This is a genomic window from Streptomyces sp. CB01881, from assembly GCF_002953255.1.
Classification (GTDB): Bacteria; Actinomycetota; Actinomycetes; order Streptomycetales; family Streptomycetaceae; genus Kitasatospora.
This window is the reverse complement of the sequence record NZ_CP026498.1, coordinates 7,914,487-7,932,625: the sequence shown is the minus strand read 5'-3', so window position 1 is coordinate 7,932,625 and position 18,139 is coordinate 7,914,487. Positions and strand designations below refer to the sequence as shown.

Below are 18,139 nucleotides of genomic sequence, written 5' to 3'. Positions count from 1 at the left end.
AGATCCGGCGAGGCGGGCCGCGTGCACGCCGGCCTGGAAGCGGCTCTGCGCCCCCAGGTCGGGGTGCCGGTGGTCGCCGTGGTGTCAGGCGGAGCGGCGGCGGCGGAACAGGGCGAAGGCGCCCGAGCCGACGCCGAGCAGCACCGCGGCGGCGCCCGCGATCACGCTGGTGCGGTCGCCGTCGGCGCCGGTGGTGGCCAGCCGCTCGGCGGGGGCGGGCGCGGCCACGGTCACCGTGCCGGACGAGGCGGGGGTGGCGGTCGGCGTGGCGGTCGCGCCGGGCGCGGCCGGGGCGGTGGTGACGGCGGCGGCCGGCGCGGGGGCGGGGGCGGGGGCGGCACCGCCCTTCGGCTTCGGCTTGGCCTGGTTGGTGTCCTGGCCGGTGGCCTGGCCCGTGCCCGTGCCCGTGCCCGTGCCCTGACCCGCGCCCTGGCCGGTGGCCGGGATGGTGGCGGTGGTGGTCGGGCCGGCGCCGCGCCCCTTCGCGGCGGTGTCCACGGCGACCTGGACGTCCACGCCGTCCGAGCAGGCCGTGGTGCCGCGGAAGGGGTGGCCGGCCGACTCGTTGACGAAGACGCAGGGCTGCAACCGGGTCGGGCCGGCCGGCATGGCGGAGGGGTAGGTCACCCGGACCCGCTTGGTCGTCGTGCTGCCGGGCGCGGCCGAGGAGTCACGGCCGTCGAGGTAGAAGCCCGAGCCTCCGCCGTCCGCCTCCCCCCGGGGCACGGCGGTCAGCGCCGTCCACCGGCCGTCGGCGCCGCGCACTTCGAGCTTGGCGTGTCCGTCCGTGAAGAGCACGTTGCCGAGGTTGGCGTAGGCCGACGGGCTCGGGTTCCGGAGCACCGCGTCGAACTCGATCGGCGCGCCGCCGGCGACGGCCGTGTGCGGCACCCCGGCGATGCCGTTGGAGATCGAGTCCACCTTGATCTGGCGGGCGTCCTTGACCTCGGGCTCGACCGGGCTGTCCTGCCACCAGCCCTTGACACTCGACCGGAGGGTGGCGGCGGGACCGACGCCGCCGTTGCTGTCGCCGTTGTGCGGCGTCCCCATGGGTGCGCCGAGCCGCAGGTGGACGTCGGTTCCCCCCGGCGGGACGATGATCTTGCCCGCGACGGTAGAGAAGACGACCTTGTCCCCCGCGGTGCGGGACTCCAGCGAGAGGTGCTCCCAGCCGCCGGTCATGTCGTTGCGCCAGTCCAGGCTCATGGCGTTGGCCGGCGCCCCGAGGCTGGTCTCGACCGAGAGTTCCAGCGCGACGGCGAAGCCCTGGTCCCCCGCGTTGCCGATGGTCTCGGTGAACTCCACCGGCTGGCCGGCGAAGCCGATCCCGGCCGGGCCGTGGACGGTGAGGTTGAGCGGCCCCGCGGCGGCGAAGGCCGGCGCGGCGGTCACCGCCCCTCCGGCGACCAGCCCGGCGGTGAGGACGACGGCCGGCACGACGCCGCGGACACGGCGCAGGGCACGGTTGAGCTGCTTCTGGCGCATGGATTCCCCCCGGAACCTTCCCGGACGGCGGCGAGGCCTCCGGGCAGCACGAAGTAGGCGTGCTGGTGACGTTGACGGTGGCCGGCCCGACGGGCCCGGCCTGGCGGTGGCGGCTCTCCCGCCGCTCACTTACCAAGACGCCCGGGAGGCCCGGCGGTTGCAGGTGATTCCGAAAATTCTTCGTGTGCGCCCGCGAAGGGCCCGCCCGTCGGCTCAGATCTCGTAGACCGCGCCGGCCCGGGCGATGTCGACCGGGCCCGCGAAGGCGGCGGCGGCGTCCCGGCGGTTGTGCTCGGCGTCGGTCCACGGCGGGATGTGGGTGAGGACGAGGCGGCGGGCTCGGGCGGCGGCGGCGTGCTCGCCGGCCTCGCGGCCGTTGAGGTGGACGGCCCGGTAGGTGTCGCGGCCGTCGATGTACGCGGCTTCGCAGAGGAAGAGGTCGGCGTCGCGGGCGAGCTCGACGAGTTCGTCGCTTTCGCCGGTGTCGCCGGAGTAGACGAGGCTGCGGCCGTCGTGTTCGAGCCGGAAGGCGAAGGCGTCGACGGGGTGGTTGACCTGGGCGACGCCGATCCGGAACGGGCCGAGGTCGAAGGTGCCGGGGGTGAGGGTGCGGAAGTCGAAGACCTCCTTCATGCCGGGGTTCTCCGGCATGTCGTACGCGCGGGCGAGCCGCTCGGCGGTGCCGGCCGGGCCGTAGACGGGCATCGGGTCGGGACAGCCCTCGGCGCGGTAGTTGCGGGCGACCCAGTAGGCGCAGAGGTCGACGCAGTGGTCGGCGTGCAGGTGGCTGAGCAGGACGGCGTCGACGTCGTAGATGTCGGCGTACTTCTGCAGGGCGCCGAGTGCGCCGTTGCCGAGGTCGAGCACGACCCGGTAGCCGTCGGTCTCCACGAGGTAGCTGGAGCACGGGGAGTCGGCGGACGGGAAGCTCCCCGAGCACCCCACCACGGTCAGTTTCATCCGAGCCCCTCCGCCCCGACACGTCCTGGCTGCCGCTGGTCATGGCAGTGCGGGCCGGTGAACCGGCCGGTGGCGCTGCCCTCGCGTGTGTCGAGGGTAAGGGCGGAGAGGCACTTTGCCCCCGTCTCCGTGCCGCGCTGTGGCTGGAATCACCAGAACGCCGGGGCCGCCGGTCCGGCGGGGACCGGAGGGGCCGATTCAGCGGTGGCGGGGACGCCGGCGGGCCCAGGCCCTGATCGTCTCGGGGTACCAGCGGGGGTGGCCGCCGCCGACGACGTCCGGGTCGGGCAGCAGGCCGTGCCGCCGGTAGTTGCGGACGGTCTCCGGCTGGACGGTGATGTGGCGGGCGATCTCGGCGTACGACCACAGGTCGGGGCTGCGGCTCACGGCGTCACCTCCGGTTGTGCGTGGGGGCGGGCGTGATCAGCCTGACCGGTGCCCGGGGCGGCCCCACCGCGGACCGCGCCCTGTGGTCATACCGTGACGAACCGGGAGCAGGACGCGGACAAATCACCTGCTGCCACCCGGACAACGGTGGTGGCGGCGGGTGGGCGCCGGGTACGGTTCGCCGCATGACCAACTACTGGTGGCTCGCGCTCTGGACGGTCGCCGCGGCGGTGGGCGCCTGGGTGGGGGGCCTGATCCTGGCCCGCCGGAAGGCGCGGCGGGCCCCCGTGCCGACGGCGCCGCCGCGGCCCCGTCCGGAGCGGAGGCGGGCGGGCGGCCCCGCGCCGCAGGAGATCTGGTGGGCGCAGGTGCCGTTCGAGGACGGCCCGGGGGTGAAGGACCGCCCGTGCCTGGTGCTGCGGGTGACCGGCCGCACCGCGACCGTCGCGAAGATCACCAGCAAGCACCACGCCGACCGGCCGGGCGTGCTGCCGCTGCCGCCGGGCTCGGTGGGCGACCGCCAGGGCCGGACCAGTTGGCTGGAGACGGACGAGCTGCGCGAGGTGCCGCTCGCCGACTTCCGCCGCCGGGCCGGCGTGGTGGACCGGCAGATCTGGGCCCGCGCGCAGCGGGCGATGTCGGCCGGCCGGTGAGCCGTCAGGCCCAGAGCTGGCCCTGCAGTGCCTCGACCGCGGCCTCGGTCGTCTCGGCGGTGTAGATGCCGGTGGACAGGTACTTCCAGCCGCCGTCGGCGACGACGAAGACGATGTCGGCGCGCTGCCCGGCCGCGGCGGCCTTGCGGCCGGCGCCGAGCGCGGCGTGCAGGATCGCGCCGGTGGACACGCCGGCGAAGATGCCCTCCTGCTGGAGGAGTTCGCGGGTGCGGCGGACGGCGTCGGCGGAGCCGACGGAGAACCGGGTGGTGAGCACCTCGGCGTCGTACAGCTCGGGGACGAAGCCCTCGTCGAGGTTGCGCAGGCCGTAGACCAGGTCGTCGTAGCGCGGTTCGGCGGCGACGATCCGGATGCCGGGGACCTTCTCGCGCAGGTAGCGGCCGACGCCCATCAGGGTGCCGGTGGTGCCGAGGCCGGCCACGAAGTGCGTGACGGTGGGCAGGTCGGCGAGGATCTCGGGGCCGGTCGTGGCGTAGTGGGCGCCGGCGTTGTCCGGGTTGCCGTACTGGTAGAGCATGACCCAGTCGGGATGCTCGGCGGCGATCTCCTTGGCGATCCGCACCGCGGTGTTGGAGCCGCCGGCGGCCGGGGAGGCGATGATCTCGGCGCCCCACATGCGCAGCAGTTCGCGGCGCTCCTCGCTGGTGTTCTCGGGCATCACGCAGACCATCCGGTAGCCCTTGAGCTTGGCGGCCATGGCGAGCGAGATGCCGGTGTTGCCGCTGGTGGGTTCCAGGATGGTGCAGCCGGGGGTGAGCACTCCGGTGGCCTCGGCGCGCTCGATCATGTGCAGCGCCGGGCGGTCCTTGATGGAGCCGGTGGGGTTGCGGTCCTCCAGCTTGGCCCAGAGGGTGACCTGGCCGTCGGTGTTGCCGGGGATGCCGGCGGAGAGTCGGGGCAGGCGGACCAGCGGGGTGTTGCCGACGGCTTCGAGCGGGCTGTCGTAACGCAAGGGGGGCCTCCGGCAACGGCGGTGAGGGTCGGGAGCGGCGGCTCCCCCGCCCACGCGGGCGGGCGGGCGGGGGAGCGGGAGATCAGCGGGCGCCGCCGGCCACGGCGGGCAGGATGGTGACGCTGTCGCCGTCGGCGAGGGCGGTGGAGATGCCCTCCAGGAAGCGGACGTCCTCGTCGTTCAGGTAGACGTTGACGAAGCGGCGCAGCTCGCCGCCCTCCAGCAGGCGGGCGGCGATGCCCGGGTGGCGGGCGTCGAGGTCGTGGAAGAGTTCCCCGAGGTTGCTGCCGGAGCCCTCGACGGCCTTGGCGCCGTCGGTGTAGGTGCGGAGGATGGTCGGGATGCGGACCTCGATGGCCATGGGTGCGCTCCTGTGCGAGTCGTGAGGTGGATGGGCCGCAGCGGGCGCGGCGGGGCGGGGTGGGCCCGGGGCGCAGGGCGTGCGGCGGGCGCGGGCGGGCGGCTCAGCGAGAGCGCGCCGGCGTGCCGGGACAGATCGCACTGGCGAGCCGGCACAGGTCGATGTGCAGGCGCGCCACGAGGCGGGTGCCCGGGGCCTGGGTGCTCACATCGACGGAACGCATGGGCTCATCGTATAGATTCCCGGCCTCGCTCCGACATGCCCGTCTCGTGATCCGGATGTTTCTGTTTCTTCTGTTGAGATGACGTCGGCCCGCCGACCGCTCGCGGGCAGTCGGCGGGCCGCGCCCAGGTGGGTGCTGGTCAGGGCTGGTAGGCCTCGACGACCTGGACGTCTTCCTCTGTGATCTCGCCGTCCACGATGCGGAACGAGCGGAACTGGTACGGGTCGTCGGGGCCGTTGCCGTCGGCGGTGGAGACCAGGACGTAGTGGGCGAACGGCTCGGAGGCGTAGCTCACGTCGGTGCGCGAGGGGTAGGCCTCGGTCGCGGTGTGCGAGTGGTAGACGACCACGGGCTCCTCGTCCCGGTCGTCCATCTCGCGGTACAGCTTGAGCAGGTCGCCCGAGTCGAACTCGTAGAAGGTGGGCGAGCGGGCGGCGTTGAGCATCGGGACGAACCGCTCGGGCCGCCCGGTCCCGGCCGCTCCTGCCACCACGCCACAGGCCTCGTCCGGGTGGTCGGCGCGGGCGTGGGCGACGATCGCGTCGCGCAGTTCTCGGGTGATGGTCAGCATGCGGTCAGGATAGCCACGCCCCGCGGGCCCCGGCCGGGGCGTCCACGCCGTGGTCCGACAGGTGGTCAGCCACCGACGTGGGCGTGCTGCTGGTCGTCGGCGACGGCGTCGAGGGCGGCCGGGCTGCGGCGCTTGAGGGCCTGGTAGCCGACCACCAGCAGCACGGCCCAGACGGGGAGGACGTACAGCGAGATGCGGCTGTCCTCGTCCAGGGCGATCAGCACGACGACCAGGGCGAGGAAGGCGAGCGCGGCCCAGCTGCTCCAGACGCCACCGGGTGCCTTGAAGGTGGGCGGCGGGAGGTGGCCGGCCTTCCAGGCCTTGCGGTAGCGGATCTGGCAGATCAGGATCATCGCCCAGGTCCAGAGGCCGCAGACGGTGGCGACCGAGGTGATGTACTCGAACGCCTTGGCCGGGACGAGGTAGTTGAGGACGACGCCGGCGCCCATCAGCAGCGAGGAGAGGGTGATCGCGGCGGCCGGGGTGCGGCGGGAGTTGAGCTTGGTGAGGCCGGCGGGGGCCTGGCCGCGCAGGGCGAGGTCGCGCAGCATCCGGCCGGTGGAGTACATGCCGGAGTTGCAGGAGGAAAGCGCGGCGGTGAGCACCACGAAGTTGATGATGCCGGCCGCGGCGGGGATGCCGATCTTGCCGAAGGCGGCGACGAACGGGCTGACGCCGGGCTGGAACTCGGTCCACGGGACGAGCGAGAGGATGACCACCAGGGCGCCGATGTAGAACAGCGCGATGCGCCAGGGGAGGGTGTTGATGGCGCGCGGCAGGGTCTTCTGCGGGTCCTCGCTCTCGCCGGCGGTGACGCCGACGAGTTCCACGCCGAGGTAGGCGAACATGACGATCTGCAGCGTCATCACGGTGGCGCCGATCCCCTTGGGGAAGAAGCCGCCGTTCTCCCAGAGGTGGCTGACCGACGCGGTGTCACCGGCGTCGCTGAAGCCGAGGGTGAGGACGCCGATGCCGATCAGGATCATGCCGATGATGGCGGTGACCTTGACCATGGAGAACCAGAACTCGATCTCGCCGAAGAGCTTCACCGAGATCAGGTTGGCCGCGTAGAGGACGACCAGGAAGGTCAGCGCGCTGAGCCACTGTGGGATGCCGGGCGCCCAGAACTTCACGTAGACGGCGGCGGCGGTGGTTTCCGCCATGCCCGTGACCACCCAGAAGAGCCAGTACGTCCAGCCCGTCACGTAGCCCGCGAAGGGGCCGAGGAACTCCCGGGCGTACTCCGCGAAGCTGCCGGACACCGGGCGGTACGTGAGGAGTTCACCGAGCGCCCGCATGATCGCGAAGATCGCCACGCCCGCCACCGCGTACGACAGGATCAGGCTCGGGCCGGACTTGGAGATCGCGGTGCCGGCGCCGAGGAAGAGGCCGGTGCCGATGGCGCCGCCGATCGCGATCATCTGGATCTGGCGGCTGCCCAGCCCCCGCTCGTAGCCCTCGCCGTCCGGTTTGGTGTCGACCGTTTCGTCGTGGAGCTGCTCGGCCATGGTGCACCGTCCTGGGTGGGTCTCGTGGGGTGAGAAGTCGTACCACGCGACGTCCGGACAGCGGTGTTCATCTGAGCGACATTTGAGCATGGAGTACTACGGTTTCGCCCGTTTTGAACCTAAAGGCCCCGACCTCCTGTCCAGCATGCGGACGGGGGTCGGGGCCTGCCCGGTTCCGGGCAGAATTCAGTCCGAGAGCGCCTCCAGCAGCGACTCCTGGAGGGCGCCCAGCCACAGGTACGCCATCACCAGCGGCTTCCGCTCGTCGGCGTCCGGCAGGTCGTACAGCCCCTGCTCGTCCTCCTCGGTGACGTCCAGCCGCACGCCCAGGGTCAGCCGGAGGTCGTTGAGCGCGCACAACCAGCGCGGGCAGTCGGCGGCGGGCAGCTTGAGCACCCCGCCCTCACCGCCGAGCCCGTCCAGCGCCCGGACCACCTGCAGCGCGTCGTCGCGCTTGCGGGCGCGCAGGTCGAGCTCGGTGTAGCGGCGGAACTCACCGGAGGCCGCCCTGCTCTCGTCGTCCTCGGGCTTCTCCGGGTCCCGGTAGGCGTCCGGGAACAGCCGGGCCAGCGCCGGGTCCGAGGGCGCCTCGGTCGGGCCCTCGGCGAACAGCGCGGCCAGCGGGTCGCCGCCCTCGCCGCCCGGGCCGGGGCCGATCAGCTCCAGCATCTGCACTTCCAGGGAGCGCAGGATGGAGGCCTCCACCTCGTCCAGCGCGATCGCCGCGCTCCCGCCGCCGGCACTCTCGAACAACCCAGCCATCGTTATCGGTCAGCCCGTCTTCGTCGTCTTCGGTGGTGCGGCGCCGCCCCCGGTGGTGCGGCACCCGGCGGCGCCGCGGCTCAGTCGTGCTGGAGCGTCGCCCAGAGGCCGTAGCCGTGCATCGCCTGCACGTCGCGCTCCATCTCCTCGCGGGAGCCGCTGGAGACCACCGCCCGACCCTTGGTGTGCACCTCCATCATCAGCTTCCGGGCCTTGTCCTTCGGGTACCCGAAGTAGGCCTGGAAGACGTACTGGACGTAGCTCATCAGGTTGACCGGGTCGTTGTGCACGATGGTCACCCAGGGCGTGTCCGGCTCCGCCACCGGCAGGCCTTCGACCTCCGGTCGCTCGATCTCTGCGGGCGCGACACTCACCGCCGGGTCCTCCTTGCCGTTCCTCCGGTACCTGCACCTTTCAGCCCCCATGCTGCCATCCGGGGGACCTCCGGGCGATTCCGCCCCACGCCTTCGCGAACGCCCCCCACGAGAAATCGTCAATCTGACGCTAAGTGGTAGTAGCATCATCCCCATGGACGCCACTTCAGTGCGCGCGGCCGGTTCGACCGCGCTCCTCACCGACCGCTACGAGCTCACCATGCTGCAGGCCGCCCTGCAGAGCGGGGCCGCGCACCGCCGCTCCGTGTTCGAGGTGTTCACCCGCCGCCTGCCGAGCGGGCGCCGTTACGGCGTGATGGCCGGCACCGGCCGGGTCCTGGACGCCGTCGAGAACTTCCGCTTCACCGCGGCGCAGCTCGACTGGCTGGCCGCCCAGGACGTGGTCGACGCCGACACCCTGCGCTTCCTGGCCGACTACCGCTTCACCGGCGACATCCACGGCTACCCGGAGGGCGAGGCGTACTTCCTCGCCGCTGCTGACCGTCGAGGGCACCTTCGCCGAGGCGGTGATCCTGGAGACGGTGATCCTGTCGATCCTCAACCACGACTCGGCGATCGCCGCCGCCGCCTCCCGGATGACCTCCGCCGCCGGCGGGCGCCCGGTGATCGAGATGGGCGCCCGGCGCGCCCACGAGCAGGCCGCCGTCTCGGCCGCCCGGGCCGCGTATGTGGCCGGCTTCGCGGCCACCTCCGACCTGGAGGCCGGCTTCACCCACGGCATCCCCACCACCGGCACCGCCGCGCACGCCTTCACGCTGGTGCACGACAGCGAGCGGGACGCGTTCCGGGCGCAGATCGCCTCAATGGGCAAGGGCACGACGTTGCTGGTCGACACCTACGACCTGCGCGAGGCCGTCCGCACCGCCGTCGAGGTGGCCGGGACCGGGCTGGGCGCGGTGCGGATCGACTCCGGCGACCTCACCCTGCTGGCCCACCGGGTCCGCCGCCAGCTGGACGAGCTCGGCGCCCGCGACACGAAGATCATCGTCACCTCGGACCTCGACGAGTACGCGATCGCCGCCCTGGCGGCCGCCCCGGTGGACGGCTACGGCGTCGGCACCAGCCTGGTCACCGGCAGCGGCCACCCGACCTGCGCGATGGTCTACAAGCTGGTCGCCCGGGCCGCTTCGCAGGACGGCCCGCTGGTGCCGGTCGCCAAGCGCGCGGCCGGCGGCAAGACCAGCATCGGCGGCCGCAAGTGGGCGGCCCGGCGGCCCGACGCGGACGGCGTGGCCGAGGCCGAGGTGGTCGGCACCGGCCCCGTCCCGGCCGGCCTGGAGCCACACCTGCTCCAGGTGCCGCTGGTGCTGGCCGGCGAGGTCGTCGGCCGGGAGCCGCTCGGCGCGGCCCGCGAGCGGCACGTCCGGGCCCGCGCGGGGCTGCCGCTCTCGGCCACCCAGCTCTCCAAGGGCGACCCGGTCCTGCCGACCGAACTGATGCTGTGACAGCGGGCGGCGGACCGCGGGGCGGGGCCGGGTGCTCCCCGGACCTTCCGCCCCCGGGTGCCACTGCCTACAGTCGACCGTAGAGTTCCCACCGGAGGCGCACAGAACCGGCGCGCCGTCCCCCCACAACCGAGGATGCGAGCCATGCACCGGGCACTGATCGTCGTCGACGTGCAGAACGACTTCTGCGAGGGCGGCAGTCTGGCCGTCGCCGGCGGGGCCGAGGTGGCCGCCGCGATCACCGACCTGATCGCCGAGGGCCGCCCCGGGTACCAGCACGTCCTCGCCACCCGCGACAACCACATCGACCCGGGCGACCACTTCTCCGACCACCCGGACTACGTCAACAGCTGGCCGGTGCACTGCGTGGCGGGCACCGAGGGGGTGGGCTTCCACCCCAACTTCGCGCCCTCCGTCACCTCCGGCGCCATCGAGGCGGTCTTCGACAAGGGTGCCTACGCGGCGGCGTACAGCGGGTTCGAGGGGCTGGACGAGAACAACCGCGGGCCGGTCGACTGGCTGCGCGAGCGTCAGGTCACCGAGGTGGACGTGGTCGGCCTGGCCACCGACCACTGCGTCAAGGCCACCGCGCTGGACGCGGCCCGGGCGGGCTTCACCACCCGCGTCCTGCTGGACCTGACGGCGGGCGTGGCACCCGGGACCACCGCCGCCGCGCTGGAGGAGCTGCGGGCGGCCGGGGTCGAGCTGGTCGGCACGCCGACCGTTCACGGCTGAGCCGGGTCAGCCCTCACCGAGCAGCAGTTCCACCACGTCGGTGCCGCCCTGCCGGAAGGCCTCGCGCAGTTCGGCGCCGACCGCGTCCGGCTCGGTGGCCAGCCGGGCGCCGGAGAGGTAGACCACCCGGATCCCCAGGTACTCCATCCGGTGCTGGCCGCCGCGCACCCAGGCGGCCTCGCCCTCGCTGACGCAGCGCAGCTCCGAGTCGACCTCCACCGCCACGCCGGCCTGCGGCCAGTACAGGTCCGGCACGGCGATGTAGGTGCCGCCGCGCATCCGCAGCTCCGGGCCGGCCAGCGGGACGGGCAGCAGCCACTCGTCCACCAGCTCGCCGATCCGCGCCAGCGCGGCGTCCCGCTCCTCGGCCAGCAGCTCGTCCAGCGCGGGCCGCACCCGCAGGTCGGCGGCCAGCCCGGACTCGGTCAGCTCGGCGACCAGCTCCCGGAGGGTGCAGCGGGCCTCGGACCGGCGCACCCGGGCGCCGGCCCGGCCCAGGGCCTCCCGGAGCACCTCGCGGACGGGCAGCGCGGCGCCGTCGCCGGACTCCGCCGCGCCCTCGGCCGTCCACTCGCGCAGCGCGTCCGCGACCGCCCGGGCGACCGGCGCACAGGCCAGCCCGTGCACCGAGCGGGCCACCAACTCCCGTTCGGTACGCCGGATCCGGACCTCGCCGGCGTCCTTCAGGCGGCGCTGACGGGGCACCAGCACGTCCACCCCGGTGACGGCCGGAAGCCGGGGCACCGCGGCGAAGCCGTACAGCGCGAGCGCGGCGGTGCCGGTGATCACCGCGCCCTCCCGGCGGCCCTCCTCCCGGCCGTTCTGCGCCGCGTACAGCAGCGCGGCCCACATCCGCTGCTCGGGGGTGGGTTCGCCGGACTGCAGCAGGTAGACCCTGGGCAGCAGGCGCTGCCAGGGCCCGCCGCGGCGGCAGTGCTCACTGACGACCCGGCCCGGCACGCCCCGGGCGCGCAGCTGGCTGGCGGTGATGACGTTCTGCTGACGCTTCGCCAGTTCCTCCAGGGACGGCGGCGGCGAGGGAATCCGGTAGCTCATGCCGACACCATCCCCAACAGCCCGGACCGCTCATCGGTCGCCTGACGCACTGTTACCCAACCGTCGCGAAAACGGGATCAGCCCGCACTAAAGTCCCCATACCCTCACCCATTTGGAGTAATGGGAGGTCAGGCGGTTGCCGCCGCTGGCCGTGGCCGGTCAACGACCAGGGTTTCTGACCGAGAGTGACCAAGGGCATACGCCGAAGCGCCGCCGGACGTCACTCCCGCTCCCTGGATTGCCTACCCTTAGTTCATGTCACGTGACGAGACCGCCGGCCTCCGCGCGGCCCAGCTCCGCCTCGGCCGCCTGCCCGGATACGTCCGCCGGCCGGACCCGGCCCGCCGCAGCGGCGAACAGGGCCATACGTACAAGAAGGGCTGGGAGGTCCGCTTCACCGCCCGCAGCGAAGCCGAGATAGCCGAGATCCGCGACCTCGTGGTCGCCGCCGGATTCGCCCCGGCCAGGCCTTTCTTCAAGGGGCACCAACTGATCCAGCCCGTCTACGGGATGGCCGCCGTCCAGGCCTACCTGGCCGCGAGACAGGCGGCCGAGGAACACGCCGCCCGCACGGCCGCCGGCCGGGGGCGGGGAGGTGACGGAACCGACGCGGGCGGCGGGACCGGCCCGGCGGACGCGGCCGACGCGGCCGACGCGGCCGACGCGGCCGGCGCGGCCGGCGCGGCCGGGGCAGCCGACGGGGCCGGCGCGGCCGTCCGGCGGCACCGGGAAGGCGCCGCGAGGGGTACCGGGGAGGGCCCCGGGGAGGGCGACGCCGAGAGCGTGGCGGCCGCGGCCCGTGCGGCGGCGGCCACTGCGGCCGAACTGGCCCGGCGGCGGGCCGTCGAGTCGTTCCCCGCCCAGCTCGGACGGAGCACCGCGGCGGACGACCTGCCCTCCCCCTCGGAGGTCCGCACACCCAGCTGACGCATCGTCATACCGCCCTTCCCGTCCGGCCGTCCGCACATACGGCAGGCGCGAGGGGTGCGAACGGGGCGGGCGCAGGCCGACCCGCCCCACCAATCCCTGCCCCACCCCACCACCCGGCCCCGCACCTTCGCCACCCCGGACGCCCGGCTTCGCCCGCCCCCGGCGCGCCGCGGCCCACGGGAGCGCACCACCCACCCGCACGCCCGCCTCCGCGCCCGCTGCCCATCCGCCGCGCGCGCGTCCGGTGGCGCGGGCGGGGCTTCACGCCTCGGGTGTGGACGTGAGCCACCGGACCGCCTACGGTGGCCCATCAACCGCTCCACCGCCCTTGCCGGCCACCCTCGCTGACCGGCCATGACATCTTCACTCTCGCGACCCTGGCAGCGCTGCGCACCACCTCCATCACCGGCCCCGCGCCACCCCGCCGCCCGTCGGCCCACACCCGGCCACCGCTGGAACCGGCCGAGCGGCGGCACGTTCCGGGCATTCAATCCGATTGGTAACCCAGCGCACCGAGCGCCTACCGTAGAGTGAGCACGGATGATCGACCGCCAGAAGCCCATCTCACTTGCCGAGAAGCCGAGATGACCAACCGTCATGACAGCACCGCCGAGCCTCCCCCGGGGCCCGGCGAACCGCCTGCGGTATCACTGGAGTTCGCGGCGTTCTGCGAGCTCCACCGGCCGCGTTACCTCAGCTACGCCCGGGTCTGGCTGCCGGACAGTACCGAGGCGGCCGGCGCCGTCCAGCAGGCGTTCGCCGAAATCGCCGTCCAGTGGCGCGAGTTGCTGGGAAGCTCCAACCCGACCGCGAACGCCTGGCAGATCCTGCGCGGGACGGTCAACGAGCACACCCGCCGCGCCGACCCGCCGGCCGGGCCCAGCCGCCCCGCCGACGACGACCTGGCGATCCTGCACTACATCGTCGGCCTCGCCGCCCCCGAGATCGCCGACGTCATCGGCACCGACACCGCCAGCGTGGCCGGCCGGCTCCGCCGCACCATGCTCCGCGAGGCCTCCGGCTGGTGACCCCGGCCGGGCCGTCGCGCCCCACTCCCCCGCACCGCCGTTCGGCCGGCGGGATCAGACCCGCTCGCCCGTCACGTCGAACAGGTGGTGGACCGGGTCGTGGACCAGGTAGCGGGAGAACGACTCCACGGTGAAGCGCGCGCCGTCGCTGCGGTTTCCGGTGCGCTGCCACTGCTCGGCGGCCAGCCGCTCGAACGCGTCCGCCAGGACCTGCGCGGCCTCGTCCAGCTCCACCGAGACCTTCTGCGGCAGCTGCTCCGCGTAGCGCTCCGCCACGGCCGTCTCGTCCTGGTCCCAGTTCGGGAAGTCCGGGTTCTCCCGGTCGAGCATGAGGTTCAGCCGGAAGTGGAACAACCGGAAGACGTCCCGCACATGGCACGCGTACTCCAGGTCCGACCAGATCTCCGGACGGGGGCGGCGGCGCAGCTCCTCCTCGTCCCCGGCCAGCACGGCCACCCAGGCGCCGGCGTTGTCCCGGATCAGCCCGGGGACGGCCTCACGGGCCACGGCCGCGGAGTCCAGGCCGCAGTCCGGGCAGGCGCGCTCCAGGACCCACGTCCAGTCCTTGGTGTCCGGGACGATGGCGTCGCCGGGGACGGCGGTGATGGCGGCGGGGGTGTTCTCAGGAGTGGTCATGCGTCCAGAATGGCCGCCCGGGCGCGGCCCCCACCAGCGGCCACAGCGCCAGCGGGCACCGAAATGCTGCCAGCCCGACGCCGCTCAGCCCCCGCGCCGCGGCTCGGCCCGCTGGGCCCGCTCGGCCTGCTCGGCCTGCTGGGTGTGCTCGTCCTGCTGGGTGTGCTCGTCCTACTCGTCCCGCTCGTACGCCTCGCGGGCCTCCAGCAGGGCGGCCAGGTGCTCGCGGCTCCACCCGCAGACCGCGTCCATCGGCCCCAGCAGCGAACGGCCCAGCGGCGTCAGCGCGTACTCCACCCGCGGCGGGTTCTCGGCGTACTCGGTCCGGCTCACCACCCCGTCGTGCTCCATCGCGCGGAGCGTCTCGGCCAGCACCTTCGCCGTGATGCCCACCAGTGGCACCCGCAGCTCGGAGAACCGGCGCGGACCGCCCTCCAGACAGCGCATCAGCTTCCAGGTCCACTTCTTGCCGCCCAGCACCGGCATCGTCTGCACCGGGCAGTCCGGGTCGAAGAAGTCCGCCGGCAGGGGTGCGAGGGGCGGGTGTTCGAGAGGCTGGGGTGCGAGAGGCGACGGTTCCAGCGGCAGGGGTTCGATCGCGGTCTGCGGCATGGCCCCGACCGTAGCCGACCCGCCGTCCCCGCGGGCCCCCGCCGGTACCGTTGAAGTAACCGGCACCCCCCGGTCTACCGTCACCGCAACGGCGGGCGACAGCGCCCCCGGCGAGCGGACGGAGACCACAATGAGCAGCACCCCCCAGCAGGTTGACCGCGGCATCGTCGTCTTCGGCGCGGGCGGCCAGGTCGGGCGCGCGGTCGTCACCGAGGCCCTCCGGCGCGGACTGACGGTCACCGCCGCCGTCCGCGACCCCGAACGCCACCGGGACCTCGTCGGCGAGGGCGTCAGCCTCGTGCGCTGCGACGTCACCGACCCGGCCGCCGTCGCCGCCACCGCACACGGGCACACCGCCGCCGTCTCCACCGTCTACACGCCCGACGTCCCCTCCACGGACTTCTACGGGGCCACCGCCGACGCCCTGGTGGCCGGCCTCGGCACGGCCCGGGTCCGCCGGCTGGTGCACGTCGGCGTCGCCACCACCCTGGAGACCGCGCCCGGCACCGCCGTCCACGACGACCCGGCCTTCCCCGAGGCCTATCGCGCCTTCTCGCTCGGCCACGCCCTCGCCCTGGACCGGCTGCGGGAGTCCGGCGCCGCCCTCGACTGGGTCGTGGTCACCCCTCCCCTCGACCTCGACCGCACCGCCCCCGGCACCGGCCGCTACCGGACCGGCGGCCCGCAGGTCCTCGGCGAGCGCATCGCCCAGGCCGACCTCGCGGTGGCCGTGGTCGACGAGCTCACCGCACCCGCCCACCACCGCGAGCAGATCGCCGTCGCCGCGTAGCCCGGCGTGCCCGGCGCGGGCCGGCGCGGGCCGGCGCGGGCCGGCGCGGGCCCTCCGCAGGCAGATCCGCCCGGCCGCAGGGAGATCCGCCCGGCCAAATCCGCTGGTCGGACCGGGGCGCAGCGGTCCATGCTGGACACCATGCTCATCCGCGAAGCCACCCCCGACGACTGGCCGGCGATCTGGCCCTTCCTGCGCGAGATCATCGCCGCCGGCGAAACCTACAGCTGGGACCGCGACACCGACGAGGAACGCGCCCGCGCCCTCTGGTTCAAGCCCGCACCCGGCCGCACCTTCGTCGCCGTCGACGAGGACGGCACCGTCCTCGGCACCGCCGAGAGCCACCCCAACCAGGCCGGCGGCGGCTCCCACGTCGCCAACGCCGGCTTCATGGTCAACCCCCGGCACTCCGGCCGGGGCGTCGCCCGCGCCCTCTGCGCCCACGTCCTCGACCGGGCCCGCGCCGACGGCTACCGCGCCATGCAGTTCAACGCCGTCGTCGAGACCAACCACCGCGCCGTCGCCCTCTGGCAGACCTTCGGCTTCGAGATCCTCACCACCGTCCCCGAGGCCTTCCACCACCCCGACAAGGGCTACGTCGGCCTGCACGTCATGCACCGGAAGCTCTGAGGCCGCCCGGACATGATCAACGACGCCGCACTCGCCGAGAAGCCCACCCTGCACGGGCCCACCATCACCCTCGTGCCCCTGGCCGCCCACCACACCGAACCCATGTGGCGGTTCACCGCCGACGAGGAGACCAACCGCCTCACCGGCACCCGCCAGGCCTTCACCCAGGACCAGATCCGCACCTGGTGCGCCACCCGCGCCGAACAGCCCGACCGCCTCGACCTCGCCGTCGAGGACCCCGCCACCGGCCGGTTCCTCGGCGAACTCGCCCTCAACGACCTCGACCGCGACAACGCCTCCGCGAGCTTCCGGATCGCCCTCACCCCCGGCAGCACCGGCCGCGGCATCGGCACCGAGGCCACCCGCCTCCTCCTCCGCCACGCCTTCGAGGAGGTCCGCCTCCACCGCGTCCACCTGGAGGTCTGGGCCTTCAACGAACGCGCCGCCCGCGCCTACGAGAAGGCCGGCTTCATCCTCGAAGGCCGCGCCCGCCAGGCCCATCACTGGGCCGGCGAGTTCCACGACGTCCTGCACATGGCCGCCCTGCGCGACGAGTGGCTGGCGGCCCGGGCGCAGGCCTACTGATACGGGTTCCCCGTCGGCGGCGCCGGAGGCTGCTGCGGCGGCGGCGCGTAGCCGTACCCCTGCTGCCCGGGCTGCCCGGGAGGCGGTGGCACCGGATACGGGTAGCCGGTGCCACCCGGCACCGCCGCCGCCTCCCGCTGCTTCCGCCTCCCGCGCACCACCAACGACACGCAGACGGCGACGAGCACCAGCCCAAACAGCACCCCTGCGCCGATGAGCGTGTAGGTGATCCCGGGATTGCCCTTCACCCCCGCGGAGGGCACGCCGGGCGGGGCCTCGGAAGCCTCGTCGGTGGACTCCGGCGCCGCATCGGGCGGAGCGCCTTGAGACTCCACCCGCTTCAGCAACGGGTTCTCCCTCGGCCCGCTATCGACGGCAGGATTCGCCGCCAGGGCCTTGGCAGGGTCGACGATCCCGTACCCGTAGTGGGCATCGGGCACTGCCGAACCGTCCGACGGAGGGGCAGCGCTCTTGATCATCCTGTTGATGACCTGCCCGGCGGAGAGATTGGGGTACTTCGAACGAATGAGGGCCGCCGTGGCGGACACATAAGCAGTGGCGTCAGAGGTTCCCCTTCCGATGCCATAGCTCGACGCCGATTTGGCCGTGGCCTGGTACACCTCCACGCCTGGCGCCGCAAGCGTGGTTTCAGGACCGAATGTGGATCTCTCCCATGCTTTGCCGTACTCGTCGATCGCCGCCGCCGCCACGACCCCAGGGAAGGCAGCCGGGTATTCAACGGACCCTGACTTGTCCCCGCTGTTTCCCGTGGCTGCTACAAGGACGACATCCTTCGAAACCGCGTAACTGATCGCGGCACGCGCTTGGGAGTCGAACCGCGAGAAACCGCCGATCGACATATTGATGACCTTCGCCCCGTGATCAACGGCGAATCTGACAGCCAGCGCAATGTCCGACTGCTGGAGGTCCGGAGACTCATCGTTGGTTCTGATCTTCACCGGAAGGATCTTCGCCTTCGGCGCCAGACCCATCACCCCTGCCTGGGGTCCGTGTCCACGAGCAGCAATCAGGCTCGCCATGCCTGTTCCATGGCCGGTCTTGTCGTCCCTGCCATCCGTCTTCCCGCCTGAGAAGTCGGCACCGGGAAGCACCTGGTCGATCATGTCCTGGTGGTCAGGACTGACGCCACCATCCACCACTGCGACCACGATGCCCTCACCCTGACTGATGGGCCAGACTTTGGTCTCCGCCTCGAAGCTCTTTAGTGCCCACTGAGAGTCCCGAGCCTGGTCCGCCGCTGCCGGTGAGACAGCGATTCCCCAAAGCAGGGTCCCAGCAGCCAACGAAGCTGCACCTCGCACAAGCCGGCTGCTCGTCAAGCCTGGTCACCCCACTCAGCGAAGCGTCCCGCAGGTCTCCGACCTGCGGGACGACCGATCATCAGCCTGTCCAC

21 protein-coding genes and 1 pseudogene are annotated in these 18,139 nt (G+C 73.2%); 8 read left to right on the top strand and 14 right to left on the bottom strand.

Annotated features, from left to right (window positions below):
• Positions 1-84 precede the first annotated feature (84 nt).
• The 3 genes from C2142_RS24670 to C2142_RS24660 form a co-directional block, all read right to left on the bottom strand.
• Entirely contained in the window at positions 85-1,485 is a 1,401-nt protein-coding gene (locus C2142_RS24670) for a hypothetical protein (protein ID WP_148644655.1), read from the bottom strand.
• Positions 1,486-1,698: 213 nt separating this feature from the next.
• Positions 1,699-2,445, bottom strand: coding sequence for an MBL fold metallo-hydrolase (locus C2142_RS24665; RefSeq protein WP_148644654.1), 747 nt, complete (start codon positions 2,443-2,445; stop codon positions 1,699-1,701).
• A 198-nt stretch (positions 2,446-2,643) separates the two neighbouring features.
• The gene (locus tag C2142_RS24660; RefSeq protein ID WP_148644653.1) at positions 2,644-2,832 is read right to left on the bottom strand and encodes a MerR family transcriptional regulator; all 189 of its coding nucleotides are present in this window, start codon (positions 2,830-2,832) and stop codon (positions 2,644-2,646) included.
• Positions 2,833-3,017: 185 nt separating this feature from the next.
• On the opposite strand from C2142_RS24660, the gene C2142_RS24655 reads away from it, so the two are divergent.
• On the top strand, positions 3,018-3,485 hold the full coding sequence (locus tag C2142_RS24655) for a type II toxin-antitoxin system PemK/MazF family toxin (RefSeq protein WP_148644652.1): 468 nt from the start codon (positions 3,018-3,020) through the stop codon (positions 3,483-3,485).
• Between the two features lie 4 nt (positions 3,486-3,489).
• On the opposite strand, the gene C2142_RS24650 is transcribed toward C2142_RS24655, so the two are convergent.
• The 7 genes from C2142_RS24650 to clpS form a co-directional block, all read right to left on the bottom strand.
• Complete coding sequence (locus C2142_RS24650; RefSeq protein ID WP_148644651.1) at positions 3,490-4,458, bottom strand: cysteine synthase; 969 nt, start codon at positions 4,456-4,458, stop codon at positions 3,490-3,492.
• Between the two features lie 82 nt (positions 4,459-4,540).
• Complete coding sequence (locus C2142_RS24645; protein ID WP_148644650.1) at positions 4,541-4,819, bottom strand: MoaD/ThiS family protein; 279 nt, start codon at positions 4,817-4,819, stop codon at positions 4,541-4,543.
• A 103-nt stretch (positions 4,820-4,922) separates the two neighbouring features.
• Positions 4,923-5,042, bottom strand: coding sequence for a putative leader peptide (locus C2142_RS42015; RefSeq protein WP_326846449.1), 120 nt, complete (start codon positions 5,040-5,042; stop codon positions 4,923-4,925).
• Between the two features lie 139 nt (positions 5,043-5,181).
• Positions 5,182-5,613, bottom strand: coding sequence for a M67 family metallopeptidase (locus C2142_RS24640; RefSeq protein WP_148644649.1), 432 nt, complete (start codon positions 5,611-5,613; stop codon positions 5,182-5,184).
• 65 nt (positions 5,614-5,678) lie between these two features.
• Positions 5,679-7,121 (bottom strand): amino acid permease, encoded by a 1,443-nt coding sequence (locus C2142_RS24635; protein ID WP_148644648.1) that lies wholly within the window; start codon positions 7,119-7,121, stop codon positions 5,679-5,681.
• Between the two features lie 186 nt (positions 7,122-7,307).
• Complete coding sequence (locus C2142_RS24630; protein ID WP_148644647.1) at positions 7,308-7,883, bottom strand: DUF2017 domain-containing protein; 576 nt, start codon at positions 7,881-7,883, stop codon at positions 7,308-7,310.
• A gap of 80 nt (positions 7,884-7,963) precedes the next feature.
• Positions 7,964-8,257 carry an ATP-dependent Clp protease adapter ClpS gene (gene clpS / locus C2142_RS24625; RefSeq protein WP_148644646.1) on the bottom strand — a complete coding sequence of 98 codons (294 nt, stop codon included), beginning with the start codon at positions 8,255-8,257 and terminating at the stop codon, positions 7,964-7,966.
• A gap of 154 nt (positions 8,258-8,411) precedes the next feature.
• Here clpS and C2142_RS24620 point away from each other — a divergent pair.
• Together C2142_RS24620 and C2142_RS24615 are read left to right on the top strand one after the other, a co-directional pair.
• A pseudogene (locus C2142_RS24620) lies at positions 8,412-9,723 on the top strand (nicotinate phosphoribosyltransferase).
• Positions 9,724-9,867: 144 nt separating this feature from the next.
• Positions 9,868-10,458: an isochorismatase family protein gene (locus tag C2142_RS24615; protein WP_148644645.1), complete on the top strand. Its 591-nt coding sequence runs from the start codon at positions 9,868-9,870 to the stop codon at positions 10,456-10,458.
• A gap of 6 nt (positions 10,459-10,464) precedes the next feature.
• On the opposite strand, the gene C2142_RS24610 is transcribed toward C2142_RS24615, so the two are convergent.
• Positions 10,465-11,514: a hypothetical protein gene (locus C2142_RS24610; RefSeq protein ID WP_148644644.1), complete on the bottom strand. Its 1,050-nt coding sequence runs from the start codon at positions 11,512-11,514 to the stop codon at positions 10,465-10,467.
• Positions 11,515-11,769: 255 nt separating this feature from the next.
• On the opposite strand from C2142_RS24610, the gene C2142_RS24605 reads away from it, so the two are divergent.
• Positions 11,770-12,441, top strand: a complete 672-nt coding sequence (locus tag C2142_RS24605; protein ID WP_148644643.1) for a hypothetical protein — start codon at positions 11,770-11,772, stop codon at positions 12,439-12,441.
• A gap of 587 nt (positions 12,442-13,028) precedes the next feature.
• On the top strand, positions 13,029-13,472 hold the full coding sequence (locus tag C2142_RS24600) for a sigma-70 family RNA polymerase sigma factor (RefSeq protein ID WP_148644642.1): 444 nt from the start codon (positions 13,029-13,031) through the stop codon (positions 13,470-13,472).
• A 54-nt stretch (positions 13,473-13,526) separates the two neighbouring features.
• Here the strand turns inward: C2142_RS24600 and C2142_RS24595 are convergent, their stop codons facing one another.
• The gene (locus C2142_RS24595) at positions 13,527-14,108 is read right to left on the bottom strand and encodes a DinB family protein (protein WP_148644641.1); all 582 of its coding nucleotides are present in this window, start codon (positions 14,106-14,108) and stop codon (positions 13,527-13,529) included.
• A gap of 171 nt (positions 14,109-14,279) precedes the next feature.
• A complete protein-coding gene (locus C2142_RS24590) occupies positions 14,280-14,720 on the bottom strand; it encodes a helix-turn-helix domain-containing protein (RefSeq protein WP_148644640.1) in 441 nt (146 codons plus the stop codon).
• 130 nt (positions 14,721-14,850) lie between these two features.
• Here C2142_RS24590 and C2142_RS24585 point away from each other — a divergent pair, with 130 nt between their 5' ends.
• From C2142_RS24585 to C2142_RS24575, 3 genes are all read left to right on the top strand, one after another.
• Positions 14,851-15,510: an NAD(P)H-binding protein gene (locus C2142_RS24585; protein WP_148644639.1), complete on the top strand. Its 660-nt coding sequence runs from the start codon at positions 14,851-14,853 to the stop codon at positions 15,508-15,510.
• A 141-nt stretch (positions 15,511-15,651) separates the two neighbouring features.
• A complete protein-coding gene (locus tag C2142_RS24580; protein ID WP_206671000.1) occupies positions 15,652-16,140 on the top strand; it encodes a GNAT family N-acetyltransferase in 489 nt (162 codons plus the stop codon).
• A 12-nt stretch (positions 16,141-16,152) separates the two neighbouring features.
• Positions 16,153-16,725, top strand: coding sequence for a GNAT family protein (locus tag C2142_RS24575; RefSeq protein ID WP_148644637.1), 573 nt, complete (start codon positions 16,153-16,155; stop codon positions 16,723-16,725).
• On the opposite strand, the gene mycP is transcribed toward C2142_RS24575, so the two are convergent.
• On the bottom strand, positions 16,719-18,047 hold the full coding sequence (gene mycP, locus C2142_RS24570; protein WP_277347343.1) for a type VII secretion-associated serine protease mycosin: 1,329 nt from the start codon (positions 18,045-18,047) through the stop codon (positions 16,719-16,721). The two genes, C2142_RS24575 and mycP, sit on opposite strands and share 7 nt — an antisense overlap.
• Positions 18,048-18,139: the final 92 nt, after the last annotated feature.

Excerpts from the sequence above, each read along its gene's own strand:
- C2142_RS24605 (WP_148644643.1), top strand. The coding sequence starts at position 11,770 with ATGTCACGTGACGAGACCGCCGGCCTCCGCGCGGCCCAGCTCCGCCTC.
- C2142_RS24655 (WP_148644652.1), top strand. The coding sequence starts at position 3,018 with ATGACCAACTACTGGTGGCTCGCGCTCTGGACGGTCGCCGCGGCGGTG.
- C2142_RS24665 (WP_148644654.1), bottom strand. The coding sequence starts at position 2,445 with ATGAAACTGACCGTGGTGGGGTGCTCGGGGAGCTTCCCGTCCGCCGAC.
- C2142_RS24585 (WP_148644639.1), top strand. The coding sequence starts at position 14,851 with ATGAGCAGCACCCCCCAGCAGGTTGACCGCGGCATCGTCGTCTTCGGC.
- C2142_RS24600 (WP_148644642.1), top strand. The coding sequence starts at position 13,029 with ATGACCAACCGTCATGACAGCACCGCCGAGCCTCCCCCGGGGCCCGGC.
- C2142_RS24630 (WP_148644647.1), bottom strand. The coding sequence starts at position 7,883 with ATGGCTGGGTTGTTCGAGAGTGCCGGCGGCGGGAGCGCGGCGATCGCG.
- C2142_RS42015 (WP_326846449.1), bottom strand. The coding sequence starts at position 5,042 with ATGCGTTCCGTCGATGTGAGCACCCAGGCCCCGGGCACCCGCCTCGTG.
- C2142_RS24610 (WP_148644644.1), bottom strand. The coding sequence starts at position 11,514 with ATGAGCTACCGGATTCCCTCGCCGCCGCCGTCCCTGGAGGAACTGGCG.
- C2142_RS24645 (WP_148644650.1), bottom strand. The coding sequence starts at position 4,819 with ATGGCCATCGAGGTCCGCATCCCGACCATCCTCCGCACCTACACCGAC.
- C2142_RS24595 (WP_148644641.1), bottom strand. The coding sequence starts at position 14,108 with ATGACCACTCCTGAGAACACCCCCGCCGCCATCACCGCCGTCCCCGGC.
- C2142_RS24575 (WP_148644637.1), top strand. The coding sequence starts at position 16,153 with ATGATCAACGACGCCGCACTCGCCGAGAAGCCCACCCTGCACGGGCCC.
- C2142_RS24615 (WP_148644645.1), top strand. The coding sequence starts at position 9,868 with ATGCACCGGGCACTGATCGTCGTCGACGTGCAGAACGACTTCTGCGAG.
- C2142_RS24670 (WP_148644655.1), bottom strand. The coding sequence starts at position 1,485 with ATGCGCCAGAAGCAGCTCAACCGTGCCCTGCGCCGTGTCCGCGGCGTC.
- C2142_RS24635 (WP_148644648.1), bottom strand. The coding sequence starts at position 7,121 with ATGGCCGAGCAGCTCCACGACGAAACGGTCGACACCAAACCGGACGGC.
- C2142_RS24640 (WP_148644649.1), bottom strand. The coding sequence starts at position 5,613 with ATGCTGACCATCACCCGAGAACTGCGCGACGCGATCGTCGCCCACGCC.
- C2142_RS24580 (WP_206671000.1), top strand. The coding sequence starts at position 15,652 with ATGCTCATCCGCGAAGCCACCCCCGACGACTGGCCGGCGATCTGGCCC.
- C2142_RS24590 (WP_148644640.1), bottom strand. The coding sequence starts at position 14,720 with ATGCCGCAGACCGCGATCGAACCCCTGCCGCTGGAACCGTCGCCTCTC.